Consider the following 17482-nt stretch of genomic DNA (forward strand, 5'->3'; position numbering starts at 1 on the left):
GTGACCATCATCGACTCGCGCCCCACGACCGCGTTCGCCCCAGTGAGCACGCCGACGATGTACCACCCGCAGGACGACGGGACACTCATACTCATCCCCGCCGCCGACGCGGCCGTTCTCGACCGGTACCGCGACGGCGACGAGCCCACCGCCGAAGACTGGCCCGTGGTCGCCCGCTACTACCCCGTCATGCCGCTCGTCTACGAGCCCCAGTTCTTCGGCGACCCGTTCCCGCTCTACCCGCTGATCGACGAGGTCACCGAGACAGAATGCGGCGGGCTCAGCTACATCTGCTATCCGATGCCGGGCACCGTCACGAAGGGCCCCGGCGGCTCGACCACGATCACCGTCACGATGGGACCTGAGTCCTTCACGCCCAGGGCGTCGGGGGTGGCGGCATGAGCGCCACCGTCGTGTACGTCCGTCTGGAGTCCGGCCGTATCCGCCAGGTCGACTCCTCGCCGCTGCCGCCGCAGCGGTTCGGCAACGGGCACTTGTGGATGTTCGACGGCGGCGTCTCCGACGTGGAGGACCCGTACACGTGCGGCCTGTGCGGCCAGTCCAAGTGGCGGTCCTACAACACGCCGTGCGCCGAGGGCAGGACCCCGGATGATCTGAACGCGGAGCGGGCCCAGTGGATCGCCGACCACCGGTTCCACGGGTTGGTACCCCACTACCTGCGCGAGGACATCGGGGTGGCGGCATGAGCTTCCGTCCCGTCGACCACTGGAACGGCGAACTCGCCTCCGCCTTGCAGAGCGCCCTGCGCATGACGAACGAGGGATTCGCCGAACACCTCGGCGTCGGAGTCCGCACCGTGGCCGAGTGGCACCGGAGCCCGCGGATCACCCCGATGAAGTGGGTGCAGTCCGTCCTGGACACCGCGCTCGAACAGGCCGCCGAGCACGACCGGCAGCGCTTCACGGACATCGCGAGCATCGGCCGGCCGCCAGTCGCCGTCGTACCGGCTGTCCCGCCGCCGGACCGCGGCATGACCGTACTGGCCCTGGAGGTCGAACTCCTCAAGGCCCGGCTCGACCAGATGCAGCAGGAGATGGTGGAGCTTCGGCGGACCGTCCCATCCTTCGTGCGTCGCGACCAACTGGCCGCCATTCAGGCAGGAAAGTCCCGGTGAACGGCTGCCGTGAGAGCGCCGCAGACGACCGGGCCCGTTCCAGCCGGCTGCTGGGGGCCCTGGAGACGTCGACCGAGGCACCGGGCCACGCCGGTGACCTCGACGAGTTCGAGCAGGTCGTGATGTTCGGGATAGCCCCGGAGTTCGAGGGCCTGCCGTACCCGCCCGCCGGTCACACCTACCCCCGCCGCTGAACAACCCGCTTCGGCCTACGCCTTCAGGAGGAACCGTCATGACCACCTATCAGCCCGGTGTGTACGCGTTCAACATCGTCGTCTCCGACCCCCAGCGGCAGTGTCTCGAACTGGAGGTCAGCAGCTACATCACCGTGGACCGGGTCATGGATCACGACCAGGTCGCGCAGGTCATCATCGACGCGATCTCCGCCCAGGCCCCGGACGTGCCGGTGCTGCACCTGGCACCGCCGACCTACCGGCTTCAGCTCGTCCGCCGCTGACGACCAGCCCGTCCGAGGAGAGCTGATGCGCATCCACCCCGCCATCGTCCTGTTCGTGCTCATCCCCGTGATCGTCGTGGCCTTCATCTACGGCCACACCCACGGCTGACCGGTAGACCACGCCGCAGGTCCCGCCTGCTGGTACCTGCGGCCTGGTAGTCCCTCAGCCCCCACCTCCGTCTTGACCTGGAAGGACTCCGTCATGAAGTACCGCCACCTGCTCCTGTGCCTGTTGTTCGGCCTGCTGGTCCAGTTCCCGCCGGCCGCCGTGATCGTCGTGCCGTTCCTCGCCCAGCCCGCCGTCGCCGGTCTCCTCGGCGGCCTGTTCCTCCACCACCACCGGCACAACCGCGCGGGGGGCACGCGATGACCATCGAGATTCTGCGCGCCACCGATGTGTCCGACTCGCCGATGGTCCGTCGGGCCCGTGCCGCCGTCGCCGACGCGCTGGGCGAGCCGGTACCCGAGTGCACCGTGCTGCTCGGCTCCCGCGCCCTGGCCGCGTGCATCCTCTCCCCGAACTACTGGTCGCTCAGCGGGGCTCGGGAGTGGCTGAGCACCTGGTGGGGTGACCGCCGCAGCTACGGCCAGACCATCACCTGCGCCGGCGGAGAAGACCCCGTCGTCATGGTGCACACCACCTCCCGCCAACACCTGTGGCCCACCCTCGTGCACGAGCTGGTCCACGTCGTCCAGGCGGGTCGGCCCGACGCCCGGCGCGACGACACGATCAACGCCGACGAGGACGAGGCGTACCGCATCGAGCACCTGATCACCACCGGCGCCCAGCGCGCCCCCCACACCCTGGAGATGACCGCATGAGCGACTGGAGCGAGGAGCGCCGCCGCAACAAGGCCGCCGACGCCGAGCAGACCCGCAAGGACGCTGACGCCGCCGCCGCCCGCCGGGCGAAGAGCCGCCGCGAGGAAGACGAACGGCGCCGGGCGAACGCTCAGGCCGACAAGGCGCAGGCCCGCGCCGAGAAGTTGCAGGAACGCCGCGACAAGGCCAACCGGCGCCGGGAACGGGCTGCCGCCTGGTCGAAGGCGACGACACCGGGTCTGATCTACCGGCGCGGCACGCTCGCCCTGGTGACCGCGTCCGCGCTGGGCTCGCTGCCCGCGCAGATCGCCCACTTCGCCGGCATCTCCCTGATGCTGCTGCCTCTGCCCTTCGCGCTGGAAGGCGCGGCGTGGGTGATGGCCGCCGGCGTCGCCTACGCCGACGAACGCCACCTTCCGGGGTGGGTGCGGTGGATGCTCCGCGGGTTCTGCCTTGCGGCTGCCGGATTCGCCGCCTACATCAACTACGGGTACGGGGCTGCGGAGGCGTCGGCCGCCGGGTACGGGCTCGCCGCCGTTTCTCTGCTGGGCCCGATGTTCTTCGAGGTTCGCCAGTGGGTCGGCACCCTGTCCGAGTCCGCTGTCACCCCCGAGGCGAAGGCTGAGGTGAAGGCCCGGGAGGCTCACGCGAAGAAGCGGGCCAACGATCACAAGGACGTCGTCGCCCTGGCGGACCGACTGGTGTCGGCGGCCCCGTTCGGGACGCTGTCGCCTGAGGATGCGTTCGCTCAGGCGTGGGAGATCAAGAACGGCACGCGGCTGCCGGGCATGACGCCCGCTCTCCATGTTCAGGCCGCGCAGTCCCGGGTGTCGCTCGCCGCGTCGCTCGCCGCGGTCGACACCAAGAAGCACGGCATCAGCCCCGAAGCCGCAGCGGTCGAACTGTTCCTCGCCGACACCTTCACCCCCGGCGGTGAGGATGGCGACGGGACAGCCACCAGTGGGCCGCAGACGAGCCCGCAAGGACCCGGTGGCGTCGACTCGCAGGCCGCTCCCGGGAAGCCGCTCAAGAGGCTCACAACCCTTATCGGTAAAGGGAAGCGGGCGGTTTCCGAGGACGACGAACGACCCCTCGCCGAGGACGACCTGACCAAGGTTCGCGCTCTCGCCGACGAACTCGGTGGCGCCCACAAGCTGTCCGCCACGAACGTCCGCAAGTGCATCGGCTGCCGCACCGCCTACGCCTCGCGTCTCCGCGACGCGGTTAAGGCCGAGCAGCAGCAGTAGCGGCCCGGGGCCGGCCCAACCGACCAAAGCAGCGGCCGGCCCCCACCGCTCACCCAACCCCAACCCTTCAAGATCGAGGAGCAGCCCCAGTGTCCTCCATGACGAGCACCCCCGCCGAGGAACCCGCCAACAACGCCACCGTCGTCGACATGACGAAGCGACTGCCGCACCCCCCGGAGCCGGCCGCCGCACCGGCCCCCGCCTTCACCGCCCCCCGCGACGACGAGGCACCCCTGATCCCCGAATGGATCAAGAGCCGCGAAGGCCGCCGGGCCGCCCGCCGCCAGATGCAGCGCCAGGCCCACAACACCGGACGGCGCTGGGTCCGCCGGCAGAAGACCGAACGCGGCCACCACGCCCAGATCGGCCGCGGTGTCATCCGCGTGCACAGCTGGGTCGTCGGCGTCGAAGGTGTTCACGCCCACGCCGCCAAGCACCACGCCCACATGGCCACCAAGGACGCCCGTGCCACCGCCCGACAGGCGCGGTTCACCGTCGTCGGCCGCGACAAGGCCCGTGCCGTCGCCATGAAGCACCAGGAAGAGGCACAGCACGCGGTCGCCGCCCACAAGAAGGCCCGCCGGGAGGTCAGCCGGGGGCGGATGGTCCGCGGCGTGGTCGCCTACGGCCTGCCCGCCGCTGCCGACGCCGCCGCGTTCGTCGAAGCCGGGTGGCTCGGCGGCATCGGAGCCCTCGCCACGCTCGGCGGCCTGGCCCTGATCGGCCGCAAGCCGTTGCGGGCCGAACGCTGGGACCCGGAGCGCCGCAGCATCGGCGACGGCGACTCCATGAACGACACGATGCTCAACGACGCGTTCCGCCGCGCCGGGATCATCGCCAAGGACGCCGTACTGACCGTCGTACACCCGTGCGGCTACGGCCGCGGGGCGTGGCAGGCGACCGTCGACCTGCCCGACACCACGGTGACGGCCGCCATGAAGCGCACCGAGGAACTGGCCGGGCAGCTCGGTGTGGAGACCGTGCAGGTGTCCCTCAGCCGTGCCGGCCGGGCGAACCGGCTGCACATCTGGGTGTCCACGACGGTGCCGTTCACCGGTGACCCGGTCCGCGGCCCGCTGCTGGGCATGGACAAGCCCATGAGCCTGTGGGGCCGGGTGCCGATCGGCCCCACCCTGCGGGGCGACGCCTATACCGTGTCCCTCATCGAGCGCTCTGGCCTGGTCGGTGGCGAACCCGGCGCCGGCAAGTCCGCCTCCGGCAACAACATCCTGCTGGCCGCAGCACTGGACCCGCACTGCATCCTCTGTCTCGCGGACGGCAAGGGCGGCGGCGATCTGGAGCCGTTCGAGCCGCTGTGCGACCAGTACGAAGGGGAGGCCGACCCGGAGGCGTTCTTCGACCTGCTCGGCGACGTGATCGTGGACATGAAGCTGCGGTACGCCCTGCTGAAGTCGTTGGGCAAGCGCAAGGTCACCGAGGCGCTGTGCCGGGAGTACCCGCTGCTGCGGCTGAAGCTGCTGTGGGTCGACGAGCTGATGTTCTTCACCACCGATGAGGAGTGGGGCCGGAAGATCACCGCCCGGTTGCGGAACATCGTCAGCCGTGGCCGGGCTGCCGGGATCATCACGTTCTGCGCCACGCAGAAGCCGGGCTCCGATGTCGTCGCCACCAGCCTCCGTGACCTGCTGTCGATCCGGTGGGCGCTGCGCTGCACCACCCCGCAGGCGTCCGACACGATCCTCGGCCAGGGCGCTGCGTCCGCAGGGTTCAACGCGAAGGACATCGAGGCGTCGATGCGGGGCGCCGGGTGGCTGTACTCCGAAGGTTCCGCGCCGGAGATGGTCCTCGCCTACTACTACTCCGACGACGAAGTGACGGACCTGATCGAGCGGGCGTACCGGTACCGGGCGGCGGCTGGAACGCTGCCGACTGCCGCGCCCACGCTGACCGACCGGTTGCGTGCTGCGGGCGGCGACGGGGTGGTCCTGGCCGTACTGCTGGAGGAGTACACCGTCGGTGACGGCGCCGACTGGCTGCCCACCTCGGTCCTGCTGAAGGCGCTGGCGGACGCCGGGCAGCTCGTCACTGACCGGCGCCTCGGCGACCTGGTGGTCCGCTCCGATGAGGACAAGGTGAAGCGGCCGTGGGAGGGCGCCCGGGTGGCCGGCTACTCGCGGCAGCTCGTCGCTGACACCGCTGAGAAGTGGCTGGCCGACCGCTGAACCACCCGGACGCGACCCGGAACGACCCGGAAACCCGCAGGTCAAACCCGGACGCGACCCAGCCGCACCACTCGCCCACCCGGACACGCCCGTCCGGGTCGGCACCCCCACCGTCCGAGTCGCGCCAGGGTTTGACCTGCGGGTTTCCAGGTCTGTCCGAGAGCGCGACTGGGTTCAAACCACCGCAAAAACCCCCGCTTCGATAGGAGACGTCATGTCCCTGTTCCGCAACCCCAAGACGGCCGCCCGCGACTCGATCCGGTCCGCCGGGAGCACCGTTCAGGCCACCGCGACCCGACAGAGCCTCGCCGCCTACCGCCGTCTGATCGAAGCCATCCCCGCCGCCGCGGTCGACATCCTCGACAACCAGCTCACCACCCGCAAGGCCATCCGCGAGGACAAGCGGGCCGCAGCCCGGTTCGTCGGGTCAGCCCGGGTCGGCGACGAGCTGTACGCGATCGACGGGTCCGCCATGTTCTACCGGCTGACCCGCAAGGGCACCAAGTGGTCCGACTCTCTGGGCGGCTTCCACCGCATGCCGATGACCGCGGCCGGGATGGACGTCGAGCAGATCTGGCGCCAGCACGGAACCCACGTGACCGACCGTCGGCCCGCCGGCTGGGTGTCCGCCGCAACCCTGGCCGCCGCCAACTACGGCGGTCTGGACGGTGACGACCTGTACGCCTGGGGCTGGCGGAACGACCGCGATGTCGACCTCGACATCGCGCAGGCCATGGAAATCCGCCGCTCCCACCCGAACTACCTGACCGGCGCCAACATCGCCGTCACCATCGTTCAGCGCGCCATCGCGGTGGCCGCCTGACTGGCTGGAGCCGTCTGCACGCGCTGACACCAACGCCAATGGAAGGACATATCCATGCCCGACTACAGCAACCCTGCCACTCCGCTCACCGCCCACAAGTACGGGTGGAGCATCACGATCGGACGCGGCCCTCTGCGCTACGGAAACAACCCGACCCAGGACTGTACCGGGGCCTACACCACGCAGCCCGGCGCCACCGTCGGGTCTCTCCTCGCAGGGATCACGACTTGGTACGCCCGGGAGAACAGCATCCCTATCGACGATCTGGTCCTCGTCCGCTACTCGCTGCGCGAAAAGTAGTCCAGCCGGGGCGCCCCCTCACGCCGGCAAGCACCGGGGGCGCCCCTCCCAACCGTCAGCCCGCAGACCACCGGAGGTTCCTCCATCATGCCCGTGATCACCCGCTTGCGAACTGACGCCCCCACCGTTGACCAGGCGCAGATCAACGCTCTCATCAGCGACATTGAGCAGTACCTGTCGCAGCCCGGCCGGGCCACCGCCCACCCCCTCGTCACCAAGCCGACCTCGGCCCTGGTTGCCGAAGCCCTCGCCCAGACCCCCGACAGCGGGAAGCTGCCGGACGCCGGCCTGCGAACCCCCTCACGACTCCTGCGCCACCTCCCCGACTGGCTGTTGCCCGTCCTCCGGCCGGTCGCCGGGCCGCACCGGAACGTCACAGTCGCTGATCATCTTGAGCTGACCGCCCGCATCATCGAGTCCTACGGATGGGTGTCCGACGACCGCACCCGCCTGTCCCTCACCGGCCGGCGGGCCACAACCGGACGGCTCCGCACCCCCGGCGGGCGGCGCTGCATCCTCGGCGCCCAAGCCGTCCTGTATCGGCTGGGATACGGCGACGAGCACACCGTCGACCAGGCGGAGAACCATATTCAGGCCGTTCTCGCCGACCGTGGCATCCGCCGGCCGTACAGCGAGTGGAACGACGCCCGATCCACCTCGCAGGCGCAAGTCCTCACCACGCTCCGCGAAGCCGCCACCCGCGCACGCTGAGCCGGTTCCCGCCCCGCAACCAGAGCCCACCCCCACCAGAGAGAACCCCACGTGACGACCCCAGACGAGGCCATCAACGGCCTCCGTGCAGCGGACCAGCGGCGGCAGGGCCGCGTCGAAACCCCCGACACCGGGCCCATCACCGCCGAACGCCTCACCGAGGTCGAAGCCATCGCCCACACCATCCGTGCCTGGAACCCCAGCATCATCCCCGGCCTGCTCCAGACCATCCGCTACACCCTCGGGGCTCTCGCCCTGGCCACACCGGCGCTTCCGGCCGAGGAAACCCAACGCCGGGCCCACCAGCGGGCCGCCCGCATCGACGCCTTCCTCAAGCGCTGGGTCGACGGCGACCCGGTCGAAGCCCGCTTCGTCATCGGTGAGCAGGCCATCACCCGGCCCATCGCCGCCCCGCAAGCCCACCGCCGACAGTTGCGGCACCTGTTGCACCTGGTCGACCTCGACAGCCTCAGCATCCAGGTGATGCCCGAAGCGGTCACCACCCCCGGCAGGCTGGGCCAGTTCGCCCTGTACGCGCTCCGCGGTGATGCGGGCCGGGAAGGCGGCCGGCTCGGCTACGTCGAAACTCCGGTCGGCGCCTGGTACACAACCCGGGCCCAGGACGTGGCCCGCCTCTACGCTGGCTTCGACGACATGACCGCCCACGCCCTCAGCACTGACGAGTCCCGCACCTTCATTCAGGAGGCACTGTGACCACCGAGACCCTGGTCTACCGCAAGTCGTCCTACTCCGACCCGGGTGACTGCGTCGAGGTCGCCGACAACCTTCCTGCCGTGCACGTCCGCGACTCGAAGAACCCCGACGGGCCGGCGCTGACGTTCACCCGGGAAGCCTGGGGCACGTTCCTTGCCGAGATCCCGCAGGGCTGACGCACGAGAAGGACCCCACCGCATTCCCCGCGGTGGGGTCCTTCTGCGTTCCGGTCGGCGTCAGGCGGCGGCGAGCCTGGTGCACGTGATCGGGGTGACCGTGGCGAGGCCGAGGAGGTCGGCCTGCTCGATCAGCCGGTCGGCGACCCGTTCCCGGGCGAACGCCCAGCCGGCGGCGTAGTCGTAGCCACGGTCCTGGCGGACTCGGGGCAGGTTCTGGGCGGTGGCCGCGCGCATGTCTGCGGCCGTCTGGCGAAGAACGTCGGCGGTGTTCATCGGGTCGCCTCCGTCCCGGCCGCGTCGAGCATCCGAGCGCCCCGGCGGATGGCGTCGGCGAACGCCTCGAATTTGGCGGCCATCGCCTCGGCCGCAGCCGGGTCGGACGTGCACATCAGGTCCGCGCCGTGTGAGTCCTCCCACACCTTCAGCTCCGCAGGCGCGTTGGTCGACACGTTCACGGTGAGGCACAGGTCCCCACAGTCCTCCGGGGTCTTGATCTCGGCGAGTTCCATCCCGCACAGGCCCTCGTCGTGCCAAGAGCCGTCGCAGCTCTGAAGGCGGCAGTCCGTCACCGGCACGTACTGTTCGCGGGCCGCGCGGTCGGCGGCCTCGGCGATCAGCAGCGGGTTGGAGGAGAACGACCAGTCGACCCATGCGGCGTGCGTCGCCTCACGGGCCTGCCGGTAGATGTCCTCGCTGTGCAGCGCGGTCCGGTAGGCCAGCGCAGCCGGGGACGACAGGGCGCCGGCGAGACGGTTCACCTCGGCCTCCCTGGTGGCGAGTTCCGTGTTGAGCATCGCGAGGCGGGTCTTCCAGTCGTCCAGCACCTTCAGCAGCGCCTCGACGTGCTGGCTGGGGGAGTCGCAGTCCCCGTTGGCCTCCAGGCGTCGCAGGTGGTCGCCGTTGAGGCCCTCGAAGCGGACGGGGTAGTCGGCGACGGCCGTGTTGTAGTCGGTCAGCAGGGCGTACAGGGGCGGGCGAGTCTTCATGGCGTCTCTCCGGTTCGCGGTGGTGGGTGGTCAGGCGGCGAGGCGGTGGGCGGCCTGGGCGAACCGGGAGGCGGCGGCGGTGTCCTTGGGGCGGTACACGGCGAGGCGGGCGTTGAACGCCGCGGTGTCGTAGAGCTTGACCGGGACGGTCTTGGTGACGCGGCCCTTGAGCTTGATCACGCCGGTGCCGGTGGTGGTGGGGGTGACGCTGCGGGAGAAGGCGCCGGAGAACCGGTGGGCGTCGGTGGGGGACAGGCCCGCGGCGGTCAGGTGGGTACTGGCGGCCTGCGGGGTGCCGGTGGCGACGGCACGGACGGCACGGCGGGTGGCGCGGGTGGTGTTGGCCCGGTCGCGGAGGATACGGGCGGCGGTGCGGGTTTCCTGCCGGCGGGTGGTGGGGCGCATGAGAAGCTGGTTCACAGCGGACTCCTGGTTGACTCAGGTGTTTCCGTCAGGCCCCGCCCTGGTGCTCTAACACCTCGGCGGGGCCGCCCCTTTCTCCGGGGCGGTTAACCTTGTGGCTACACAGTACCGCTGAACCGTGTAGTCACACAAGCCTTGCGTTGGAGAATCCCTGTGGGAACATGAGGTATGGCAGACGACGACCACACCTACGTCACCCGGTTCCGCATCCCCAAGCGCATGTGGGACACCTACGGCCGCATCGTCGGCGACCGCGAACGCTCCGACGACCTCCTCAACCACGTCCGCGCCGTCATCGCCGAACGCGGCACCGACCACGACCGCACCGAACTCGCCGCAGCCGAAGAGGAACTCGCCGGCCGCCGCTCCCGCAAAGGCGGCCGGCCAAAGAAGACCGAGGCCCCGGCCGTACATGCCGACTGACCCGAACCTGCATCAACACAACGAAGCGGGGCCGCCCACCAGGGACGGCCCCGCTTGTGCGCTCCGGTGATCCGGTCCGCCGACCTGCTACCGCTGCCGCACGTTCACATTCACCGTGACGCCGCCCGCAGCGGCCACCCCGGACACAGCTACCGCCGCCGCCGTGTGGCCGGTGAGCCCGAGGGCGACCCCGGCTGTGATGGCGAACGTCGCCACCATCGCCGACCATGCGATCTGACGCCGGGAGCCACCGCCCATAAGAGTGGAAGTGGTCTCTGATTGCTCGGGGAGATCCGTCATTGCAGTACCGTCGATGTGTGTCACGGTCGACTATTCCTCAGAGTGGAGTTGGCCAGGACGCAGGGGCTCGGTCAGCCGCCAAGCATCGACCGGGCCCCTCTCGCCATCATCGCAGTCATTCCTGCCTGGCACGGGAATTCCTGTTGCCACCCCTGAATCCTCACGTCTATAGCGACACCAAAATCCACCCGAACAAGCTATAGCCTCGAATTCGCCTTGAACGGCCCGCCCCCGCGAGGGCCGCCGCTGGCCCGTCAGCCCTCTGACCAGGGCATATTAGGTAGGTCCCTCAGGACCCGTCGGCGACCGCCGCTACCAGGACCTCCGCCCCCTGGTCCAGCCATGAAACGCGTGAACCCGATCCGCCGGTCCGGGGGGTCTGCCGGGGGAGGACGGGCAACGTCGGCGGGTCGGGAACGGGCAACGTCGGCCGACCTGCGCCGGGCAACGTCGGCGGGGGCACCGCTGTCGGCCGGCCGAACGGTGGCGTCAGCGCGGGCGACGGTACGGGAGAGCGGGCGGAGGCCGCTCAACGCGTCGGCGAGCCATGACCGGCGGACGTCTGCCACGGCAGCGGTGCGCAACGGCCGGCGCCCGACAGCTACGGCACCGGCGAGCCATGACCGGCGGACATCAGCCACGGCACCGGTGCGCGACGGCCGACGGACGTCAGCGACCATGCCGCCGCCCAGCGGCCAACGCCCGACAGCCACCGCACCGGTACCCAGCGCTTGGCGTACGCCCCCCACCGCACCCGGCGCTCGGCGTACCTCACCCACCGCACCGGTGCGCGACGACCGACCTCAGCCATCCGCCCCACTCGCCCCCCTCACCCCCGCACCCCCACCCCGCACCCCCGTGCACCGGGCTGCCGCGAATCGGCTGGGGGCTTCCGAGCCGAAGCAGGAGGGGCCGGCGGATCTGCGGACGGTGCCGTTGGCGTTGGCGACGTGGGCGGCGGCGGGGCTGGCGTTGGGGTTCGCGCCGGGGGATGCCGCTGTCATGGCCGTCGTGTGCCTGGTCGCCGGGCTGCCGTCGCTGGCGGTGCTGCTGGCAAGGCGGTGCGGTGGCTCGGGAGTGCGGGCGTTCGGGTCGGTCCACGGTGTGGTGGCGGGTGCGCTGCTGTGCGCGTGCGTGGCGGCGGCGGTGAGTGGGCTGACGGTCGCGGAGGCGCGGCGCGGGCCGGTGCCGGGGCTGGCCGCGGCGCACGGCGGTGCGACGGTGGACGTCCGGTTGACGGGCGACCCGAGAGCGGTACTCGCGCGGTCGGGGGCGCCGGGCGGCGGGTCGACGGTGGTGGCCGAGGCGGAGGCGGTGCGGGTCGACGCCGGGGGAGTGGTGACGGCGGTGCGTACGCCGGTGCTGCTGTCGGCGCTGCCGGGGCGGTCGGCCGCGCGGTGGCTGGAGTTGCTGCCGTCGACGCGGTTGCGGGTGCGGGCCCGGCTCGCGCCGCCGTGGCGGCCGGGGGACCGTGAGGTCGCGGTGTTGCGGGTGCGGGGCGCGCCGGAGGTGATCGGGCGTCCGGCGGCCGTGCAGCGGGTCGCCGGGACGTTGCGCGGTGGTCTGCGGGCGGTGACGGCCGGGTTGCCGGCTGACGCAAGGGCGTTGCTGCCGGGGCTGGTGGTGGGGGACACCTCGCGGATGACGCCGGAGTTGCGGGAGGCGTTCGAGGCGACGGATCTGCTGCACCTCTTCGCGGTGAGCGGGTCGAACCTGACGGTGCTGCTGGCACTGCTGATCGGGCCGCCCGCTCTGGCCTCGCGGGCCGAACGCCGGGGTCTGGCCGCCAGGTTGGGGCTGTCGTTGCGGGCGACGGCGCTGGTGGGCGGTGGGGTGACGGTCGGGTTCGTGGTGTTGTGCCGGCCGGATCCGAGCGTGCTGCGGGCGGCCACCTGCGGGGTGATCACGCTGTGGGCGATCGGAACGGGCCGACGGCGGGCGTTGCTGCCCGCACTGGCGGCCGCGGTGACCGTGCTCGTGCTGAACGATCCGTGGCTGGCGCGGTCCTACGGTTTCGCGCTGTCGGTGGTGGCGACGGCGGCGTTGCTGACGCTGGCGCCGCGGTGGAGTGCGGCGCTGGTGCGACACGGGGTGCCGGAGCGGTGGGCGGAGGCACCGGCGGCGGCTGCGGCGGCGCAGGTGTGCTGTGCGCCGTTGGTGGTGGTGCTGGCGGCCCATGTGAGCCTGGTGGCGGTGCCGTGCAATCTGCTGGCGGAGGCCGCGGTGGCGCCGGCGACGGTACTGGGGTTCGCGGCGCTGACGGCGGCGCCGGTGTCGATGACGGTGGCACGGGCCGCCGCGTGGCTGGCGGGGTGGCCGGCCGGGTGGGTGGCCTGGGTGGCCCGCAAGGGTGCCGCGTTGCCCGGCGCGGGGCTCGACTGGCCGGGAGGCTGGACGGGCGGGGGGCTGCTGGCGTTGGTCACACTGACGCTGGTGCTGGTGGCCGGGCGCCTGCTGCGGAACCGGTGGTGGATGGTGGCCGTCGTGGTCGCCCTGCTGGTCACGGTCGTGCGGCCCGCGCCGCTGGGGAGGCTGGCGTCGGGCTGGCCACCGCCGGGTTGGCGGCTGGCGGTGTGCGACGTCGGCCAGGGCGACGCGCTGGTGCTCAACGCCGGCGAGGGCGCGGCGGTCGTGATGGACACCGGTCCCGAACCGGCGCCGGCCGACCGGTGTCTGCGAGCCCTCGGGGTGCGGACGATCCCGTTGCTGATCCTCACGCACTTCCACGCCGACCACGTCGGCGGGCTCTCCGGGGTGCTGGCGGGCCGCCGCGTCGGGGAGATCGAGACGACCACGCTGGACGCCCCCGCCGGGGAGGCGGCCCACGTCCGGCGTCTGGCGGCCGCCGCGCACGTGCGGGTGGTGCGGGCCGCCGCGGGGGAGTACCGGCGTATCGGCACCTTGGACTGGCGCGTCCTGTGGCCTCCGCCCGAGCCGCCGCAGCGGTGGCCCTCCCCGCCCGGGCAGATGGTCCCCTCGTCCCGGATCGCCTTCCGATCGCAGCCGGTTCCCCTGTCCCGGACGGCATCCCAGATGGCCTCCCGATCCCGGACGGCCCTCCGATCGCAGACCGTCCCCTCGCCCGGTACCTCGGCCCTACCCGGGGCGGCCGCCGCACCGCAGACGTCAAGCCTGCGGACGCCCGTCCCACCGCAGACGTCAAGCCTGCGGACGCCCGTCCCACCGCAGACGTCAAGTCCGTGGATGGCGGCGTCACTTCAGACGTCGAGCTTCCCCACGACAGCAGTCCCACCCCGGACGCCGCCCACCCTCCTGCCGGACGGTGAAGTCCCCCCGGACGGCGACCCCCGTCCGGATGGCGACCCCCTTCCGGACGGCGATCCGAACGACGCCAGCGTGGTGTTGCTGGTCCGTGCGGCGGGGTTGACGTTCTTGCTGCTGGGGGACTTGGAACCGGTCGCGCAGGAGGAGTTGCTGGACCGCAATCCGTGGCTGGCCGGGGTGGACGTGCTGAAGGTGGCGCATCACGGGTCCGCCTACCAGGACCCGGAGTTGCTGCGGAGGCTGCGGCCGCGGCTGGCGTTGATCAGTGTCGGCGCCGGCAACACCTACGGTCATCCGGCTCCCCGCACGGTCGCGGCGCTGCGGTCGGTCGGAGCCGTCGTGCTGCGTACGGACACCGACGGGCCGATCGCCGTCACCGGTGACGGGCCGGCGACGTTGCGCGCCGTCGTGCGGGGCGGGCGGGGGCCGCCGTGAGGCCGCCGACCGCGTTCGACCCGCCACGCATACGGTCGCGGTGGTCAACGGGCGTATGCGGGGCGGCGGTTCACAGCAGCCGGGCGCCGTCGCGCAGGAGGGTGCGGCCTCGCATGTCGGTAACGGTTCCCCATGCCTGGAGGCCGAAGGGGTGACGCGGTGGAAGACGCAGGACGGATGGTCACGGCGCGGGTCCCAGCCGCACGTCGCCACGGACGCATCCGGCGCGGCGGCGGGGAGGCCGGCGCCGGTGGGAGGTCCCGCAGCCGGTCCGGCGCGTCCCGCTTGCGCTGTGCCGGGCTGCGGGGAACGTTGCGCGTTGCGTCGGTGCCACTCATACGCCGCAACGCGCAACGATCCCCCGCCCGGTGCGCCTCCGTCGGCGGACGGAGGTCGTTCGGCCTGGCCCCGGGACGGGGGTCGTGCGGATCTCCGCGGGTTCACGACGGTCGGTACGGTGCCCCGCCGCAGTCCCGCAGTCCCGCAGTCCCGCAGTCCCGCAGTCCCGCAGTCCCGCAGTCCCGCAGAGCTGGTGGGCCCCGGCGAAGGCAACCGCCGGGTGGTTCCGGTGTGTTGCGCAGCGCCGTGCCGGATGTCGCCGGCTGGTCCGTCCTGACCCGCACGACACGCCCCGGGCCGACCGTGAACGACGGTGCGGCGGGTGGGGCGGGGGTCATTCCGACTCGTACCAGCCGCCGTATTCACCGGCCAGCTCGTCGAGTTCGTCGCGGGAGAGCTCGCCGGTCTCGTCCTCTATGACGACGAGCCACTGGGCGTCCTCGGCATCGTCCTCACCGGCCAGCGCCTCGCGGACGATCTGGGGTTCCTCATTCAGGCCGAAACGCTCGGAAGCGGTCTCGGCGGCCTCCCCCGCGGCATCGCGGTCGGCCACTACAAGTAGGTGTCTCACAGCACTCACCAGCGCATTCTGCATGACGTTCGCAGGACGCACAGCCGGGCCCCCGAATTTTGCCCACCCCTGACCGGTCCCATACCGGTCGTCACCCTCCGCGGACGGTCGCGAACGGACCGGTACGTGCCGAAAGGGGACCGGCGGCGCCCGAACGTGCCCGGCCGGCAGCCTCGGCCGGCGGCAACCGTTGGTGGCCGATGACGTGACCGATGACGTGGTCGGCGGTGGGCGGTGGGCGGTGGGCGGTCGGCGCTGTCGGTGGGGCGTGGGATGCTGGGCGCGATGGCCAAGAAGAACGCTTCCGACGACCTGCTCGCCCCGGTCACGCTCGCCGTGGGCCAGGAGGATCTGCTGCTGGACCGTGCCGTCGGCCAGGTGGTCGCCGCCGCCCGGGCCGCCGACGCGGACACCGACGTGCGCGACCTCACGCCGGACGCGCTGCCGCCGGGGGCGCTGGCGGAGCTGGTGAGTCCGTCGCTGTTCTCCGAGCGCAAGGTCGTCGTGGTGCGCAACGCGCAGGACCTGTCGGCGGACACGGTCAAGGACTTCAAGGCGTTCCTGGCCGCGCCGGTCGAGGAGATCACCCTGGTCCTGGTGCACGCGGGCGGTGCGAAGGGCAAGGCTCTGCTGGACGCGGCGCGCAAGGTGGGGGCCCGGGAGGTGGCCTGCCCGAAGATGACCAAGCCGGCGGACCGGCTGGCGTTCGTGCGGGGCGAGTTCCGGGCCGCGGGGTGTTCGGCGACCCCGGAGGCGTGCCAGGCGCTGGTCGACGCGCTGGGTAGCGATCTACGGGAACTGGCCTCTGCCTGTTCGCAGTTGGCGGCCGACATCGAGGGACCGGTCGACGAGGCGGTGGTGGCCCGTTACTACACCGGCCGTGCCGAGGCCACCGGCTTCGAGGTCGCCGACTTCGCGGTGACCGGGCGGGCCGCCGAGGCACTGGAACGCCTGCGGTGGGCGCTGGCCGTCGGACAGCCGTTGCCCGGCATCACCTTCGCGCTGGCGTCCGGAGTCCGGGCCATCGGCAAGCTGGCCACCGCCCCGCGCAACGCCCGCCCCGGCGACCTGGCCCGTGACCTCGGCATGCCGCCGTGGAAGATCGACCGGGTCCGCCAGCAGATGCGCGGCTGGTCCGCGGACGGTGTCTCGGTCGCCCTGCGTGCCGTCGCCGAGGCCGACGCCGCGGTCAAGGGCGCCGCCGCCGACCCCGCTTACGCCCTGGAGAAGGCGGTCGTCATCATCGCCCGCGCGGCCCGGTCCCGCGGCTGACGTTCACCGCCCGGCACCCCGGAAACCGCATCGGGAAGAACTCTCCCGTGCAGCGAAAACCCGAAGGCCCCGCACCGGGGAATGACGGTGGGGGCCTTCGGTCGAGACTTGTCGCGCCGCGCCCGCGTGGCGAACGCATCGTGCGCGGCGGATTCCGCTTGACGCGGAGGTGGCCGGTCCGGGAGCGGTAGAGGGGCCGCTCGGTTCCGTCGCCGGCCGGGGTGCCCGGAGGCGGTGGATCAGGCCTGCGAGGTCAGCGACTGCGCCAGGGCCGACTTCTTGTTGGCGGCCTGGTTCTTGTGGATGACACCCTTGCTGACGGCCTTGTCGAGCTTGCGCGACGCGACGCGGACGGCCTCGGCGGCCTTCTCGGCGTCACCGGAGGCGACGGCCTCGCGGGTACGGCGGATCGCGGTCTTCAGCTCCGACTTGACGGCCTTGTTGCGCTGGCGGGCCTTCTCGTTGGTCTTGATCCGCTTGATCTGGGACTTGATGTTCGCCACGTATAGCCTCTGGGAGATCGATGGTTTCGTGAACAACGCCTCCGCCCGGTAACAACGGGCACGAGGCGCGATGGTCCAGGCTACCAGCCGCCCACCAGCCGCCCAAAACCGCTCCGCCGCCCCCGGCCGTGCGCCCGCCGCGGCCCACGCTCCCGCCCGCCGCGCCCCCGCCCGCTCGCCATCCGCCCCGCGCCGGCGGCACCACGCCCCCGGCCCCGTGCCGCCCCGCCCGCCACGCCACCGGTCCCGCGCCGGGGGCACCCCGCGCTCCCCCCACCACCGCCTCCCCGGGTGCGACCCCGCCACCGCTCCCCGGGTACGACCCCGCCACCGCTCCCCGCGAGCGCCCCCCGCCACGCCCCCCCCCGCCGCCC

At 71.9% G+C, this 17482-nt stretch carries 23 protein-coding genes; 17 read left to right on the top strand and 6 right to left on the bottom strand.

What is annotated here, in order from left to right; translation table 11 throughout:
* The 14 genes from POF43_RS19275 to POF43_RS19340 all read left to right on the top strand — a co-directional run bounded on the left by POF43_RS19275 (position 1) and on the right by POF43_RS19340 (position 8568).
* Positions 1 to 402, top strand: coding sequence for a hypothetical protein (locus tag POF43_RS19275; protein WP_271324801.1), 402 nt, complete (start codon positions 1 to 3; stop codon positions 400 to 402).
* Positions 399 to 707 (top strand): hypothetical protein, encoded by a 309-nt coding sequence (locus POF43_RS19280; protein ID WP_271324800.1) that lies wholly within the window; start codon positions 399 to 401, stop codon positions 705 to 707. The genes POF43_RS19275 and POF43_RS19280 overlap by 4 nt, the downstream gene beginning before the upstream one ends.
* Positions 704 to 1135, top strand: a complete 432-nt coding sequence (locus POF43_RS19285; protein WP_271324799.1) for a hypothetical protein — start codon at positions 704 to 706, stop codon at positions 1133 to 1135. Before POF43_RS19280 ends, POF43_RS19285 begins: the two co-directional genes overlap by 4 nt.
* Positions 1132 to 1329: a hypothetical protein gene (locus POF43_RS19290; protein ID WP_271324798.1), complete on the top strand. Its 198-nt coding sequence runs from the start codon at positions 1132 to 1134 to the stop codon at positions 1327 to 1329. Before POF43_RS19285 ends, POF43_RS19290 begins: the two co-directional genes overlap by 4 nt.
* 38 nt (positions 1330 to 1367) lie before the next feature.
* Complete coding sequence (locus tag POF43_RS19295; RefSeq protein ID WP_271324797.1) at positions 1368 to 1592, top strand: hypothetical protein; 225 nt, start codon at positions 1368 to 1370, stop codon at positions 1590 to 1592.
* A gap of 202 nt (positions 1593 to 1794) precedes the next feature.
* Positions 1795 to 1962 (top strand): hypothetical protein, encoded by a 168-nt coding sequence (locus POF43_RS19300; protein ID WP_271324796.1) that lies wholly within the window; start codon positions 1795 to 1797, stop codon positions 1960 to 1962.
* Entirely contained in the window at positions 1959 to 2414 is a 456-nt protein-coding gene (locus POF43_RS19305; RefSeq protein ID WP_271324795.1) for a hypothetical protein, read from the top strand. Before POF43_RS19300 ends, POF43_RS19305 begins: the two co-directional genes overlap by 4 nt.
* Positions 2411 to 3661 carry a hypothetical protein gene (locus POF43_RS19310; protein WP_271324794.1) on the top strand — a complete coding sequence of 417 codons (1251 nt, stop codon included), beginning with the start codon at positions 2411 to 2413 and terminating at the stop codon, positions 3659 to 3661. The genes POF43_RS19305 and POF43_RS19310 overlap by 4 nt, the downstream gene beginning before the upstream one ends.
* Positions 3662 to 3759: 98 nt before the next feature.
* Complete coding sequence (locus POF43_RS19315; protein ID WP_282704664.1) at positions 3760 to 5844, top strand: FtsK/SpoIIIE domain-containing protein; 2085 nt, start codon at positions 3760 to 3762, stop codon at positions 5842 to 5844.
* Positions 5845 to 6058: 214 nt separating this feature from the next.
* On the top strand, positions 6059 to 6667 hold the full coding sequence (locus POF43_RS19320; RefSeq protein ID WP_271324036.1) for a hypothetical protein: 609 nt from the start codon (positions 6059 to 6061) through the stop codon (positions 6665 to 6667).
* Positions 6668 to 6721: 54 nt separating this feature from the next.
* Positions 6722 to 6967 carry a hypothetical protein gene (locus POF43_RS19325; protein WP_271324035.1) on the top strand — a complete coding sequence of 82 codons (246 nt, stop codon included), beginning with the start codon at positions 6722 to 6724 and terminating at the stop codon, positions 6965 to 6967.
* 87 nt (positions 6968 to 7054) lie between these two features.
* Positions 7055 to 7678 carry a DUF6197 family protein gene (locus POF43_RS19330; protein WP_271324034.1) on the top strand — a complete coding sequence of 208 codons (624 nt, stop codon included), beginning with the start codon at positions 7055 to 7057 and terminating at the stop codon, positions 7676 to 7678.
* 51 nt (positions 7679 to 7729) lie between these two features.
* A complete protein-coding gene (locus POF43_RS19335; RefSeq protein WP_271325336.1) occupies positions 7730 to 8392 on the top strand; it encodes a DUF5753 domain-containing protein in 663 nt (220 codons plus the stop codon).
* The gene (locus tag POF43_RS19340; RefSeq protein WP_271325335.1) at positions 8389 to 8568 is read left to right on the top strand and encodes a DUF397 domain-containing protein; all 180 of its coding nucleotides are present in this window, start codon (positions 8389 to 8391) and stop codon (positions 8566 to 8568) included. The genes POF43_RS19335 and POF43_RS19340 overlap by 4 nt, the downstream gene beginning before the upstream one ends.
* A gap of 60 nt (positions 8569 to 8628) precedes the next feature.
* On the opposite strand, the gene POF43_RS19345 is transcribed toward POF43_RS19340, so the two are convergent.
* Genes POF43_RS19345 through POF43_RS19355 form a run of 3 tightly spaced genes read right to left on the bottom strand, consistent with a single transcriptional unit; the run spans position 8629 to position 9977 of the window.
* Complete coding sequence (locus POF43_RS19345) at positions 8629 to 8844, bottom strand: hypothetical protein (RefSeq protein ID WP_271325334.1); 216 nt, start codon at positions 8842 to 8844, stop codon at positions 8629 to 8631.
* On the bottom strand, positions 8841 to 9557 hold the full coding sequence (locus POF43_RS19350) for a hypothetical protein (RefSeq protein ID WP_271325333.1): 717 nt from the start codon (positions 9555 to 9557) through the stop codon (positions 8841 to 8843). Before POF43_RS19350 ends, POF43_RS19345 begins: the two co-directional genes overlap by 4 nt.
* A gap of 30 nt (positions 9558 to 9587) precedes the next feature.
* Positions 9588 to 9977, bottom strand: a complete 390-nt coding sequence (locus POF43_RS19355) for a hypothetical protein (RefSeq protein ID WP_271325332.1) — start codon at positions 9975 to 9977, stop codon at positions 9588 to 9590.
* 171 nt (positions 9978 to 10148) lie between these two features.
* Here POF43_RS19355 and POF43_RS19360 point away from each other — a divergent pair, with 171 nt between their 5' ends.
* Positions 10149 to 10403, top strand: coding sequence for a hypothetical protein (locus POF43_RS19360; protein WP_271325331.1), 255 nt, complete (start codon positions 10149 to 10151; stop codon positions 10401 to 10403).
* An 87-nt stretch (positions 10404 to 10490) separates the two neighbouring features.
* Here the strand turns inward: POF43_RS19360 and POF43_RS19365 are convergent, their stop codons facing one another.
* Positions 10491 to 10727 carry a hypothetical protein gene (locus POF43_RS19365; protein WP_271325330.1) on the bottom strand — a complete coding sequence of 79 codons (237 nt, stop codon included), beginning with the start codon at positions 10725 to 10727 and terminating at the stop codon, positions 10491 to 10493.
* A gap of 978 nt (positions 10728 to 11705) precedes the next feature.
* On the opposite strand from POF43_RS19365, the gene POF43_RS19370 reads away from it, so the two are divergent.
* Positions 11706 to 14423, top strand: a complete 2718-nt coding sequence (locus POF43_RS19370) for a ComEC/Rec2 family competence protein (RefSeq protein ID WP_443732106.1) — start codon at positions 11706 to 11708, stop codon at positions 14421 to 14423.
* 673 nt (positions 14424 to 15096) lie between these two features.
* On the opposite strand, the gene POF43_RS19375 is transcribed toward POF43_RS19370, so the two are convergent.
* Positions 15097 to 15342, bottom strand: coding sequence for a hypothetical protein (locus tag POF43_RS19375; RefSeq protein ID WP_271318081.1), 246 nt, complete (start codon positions 15340 to 15342; stop codon positions 15097 to 15099).
* A gap of 276 nt (positions 15343 to 15618) precedes the next feature.
* Between POF43_RS19375 and holA the strand changes: the two genes are divergently transcribed.
* The gene (gene holA, locus POF43_RS19380) at positions 15619 to 16605 is read left to right on the top strand and encodes a DNA polymerase III subunit delta (RefSeq protein WP_271325903.1); all 987 of its coding nucleotides are present in this window, start codon (positions 15619 to 15621) and stop codon (positions 16603 to 16605) included.
* Positions 16606 to 16844: 239 nt separating this feature from the next.
* On the opposite strand, the gene rpsT is transcribed toward holA, so the two are convergent.
* Positions 16845 to 17108 (bottom strand): 30S ribosomal protein S20, encoded by a 264-nt coding sequence (gene rpsT, locus POF43_RS19385; protein ID WP_271318080.1) that lies wholly within the window; start codon positions 17106 to 17108, stop codon positions 16845 to 16847.
* Between the last annotated feature and the right edge of the window lie 374 nt (positions 17109 to 17482).

The sequence above is a fragment of the Streptantibioticus silvisoli genome (assembly GCF_027947535.2).
Classification (GTDB): domain Bacteria; phylum Actinomycetota; class Actinomycetes; order Streptomycetales; family Streptomycetaceae; genus Streptantibioticus_C; species Streptantibioticus_C silvisoli.

Excerpts from the sequence above, each read along its gene's own strand:
- POF43_RS19280 (WP_271324800.1), top strand. The coding sequence starts at position 399 with ATGAGCGCCACCGTCGTGTACGTCCGTCTGGAGTCCGGCCGTATCCGC.
- POF43_RS19285 (WP_271324799.1), top strand. The coding sequence starts at position 704 with ATGAGCTTCCGTCCCGTCGACCACTGGAACGGCGAACTCGCCTCCGCC.
- POF43_RS19295 (WP_271324797.1), top strand. The coding sequence starts at position 1,368 with ATGACCACCTATCAGCCCGGTGTGTACGCGTTCAACATCGTCGTCTCC.
- POF43_RS19300 (WP_271324796.1), top strand. The coding sequence starts at position 1,795 with ATGAAGTACCGCCACCTGCTCCTGTGCCTGTTGTTCGGCCTGCTGGTC.
- POF43_RS19305 (WP_271324795.1), top strand. The coding sequence starts at position 1,959 with ATGACCATCGAGATTCTGCGCGCCACCGATGTGTCCGACTCGCCGATG.
- POF43_RS19310 (WP_271324794.1), top strand. The coding sequence starts at position 2,411 with ATGAGCGACTGGAGCGAGGAGCGCCGCCGCAACAAGGCCGCCGACGCC.
- POF43_RS19315 (WP_282704664.1), top strand. The coding sequence starts at position 3,760 with ATGACGAGCACCCCCGCCGAGGAACCCGCCAACAACGCCACCGTCGTC.
- POF43_RS19320 (WP_271324036.1), top strand. The coding sequence starts at position 6,059 with ATGTCCCTGTTCCGCAACCCCAAGACGGCCGCCCGCGACTCGATCCGG.
- POF43_RS19325 (WP_271324035.1), top strand. The coding sequence starts at position 6,722 with ATGCCCGACTACAGCAACCCTGCCACTCCGCTCACCGCCCACAAGTAC.
- POF43_RS19330 (WP_271324034.1), top strand. The coding sequence starts at position 7,055 with ATGCCCGTGATCACCCGCTTGCGAACTGACGCCCCCACCGTTGACCAG.
- POF43_RS19345 (WP_271325334.1), bottom strand. The coding sequence starts at position 8,844 with ATGAACACCGCCGACGTTCTTCGCCAGACGGCCGCAGACATGCGCGCG.
- POF43_RS19350 (WP_271325333.1), bottom strand. The coding sequence starts at position 9,557 with ATGAAGACTCGCCCGCCCCTGTACGCCCTGCTGACCGACTACAACACG.
- POF43_RS19360 (WP_271325331.1), top strand. The coding sequence starts at position 10,149 with ATGGCAGACGACGACCACACCTACGTCACCCGGTTCCGCATCCCCAAG.
- POF43_RS19370 (WP_443732106.1), top strand. The coding sequence starts at position 11,706 with ATGGCCGTCGTGTGCCTGGTCGCCGGGCTGCCGTCGCTGGCGGTGCTG.
- holA (WP_271325903.1), top strand. The coding sequence starts at position 15,619 with ATGGCCAAGAAGAACGCTTCCGACGACCTGCTCGCCCCGGTCACGCTC.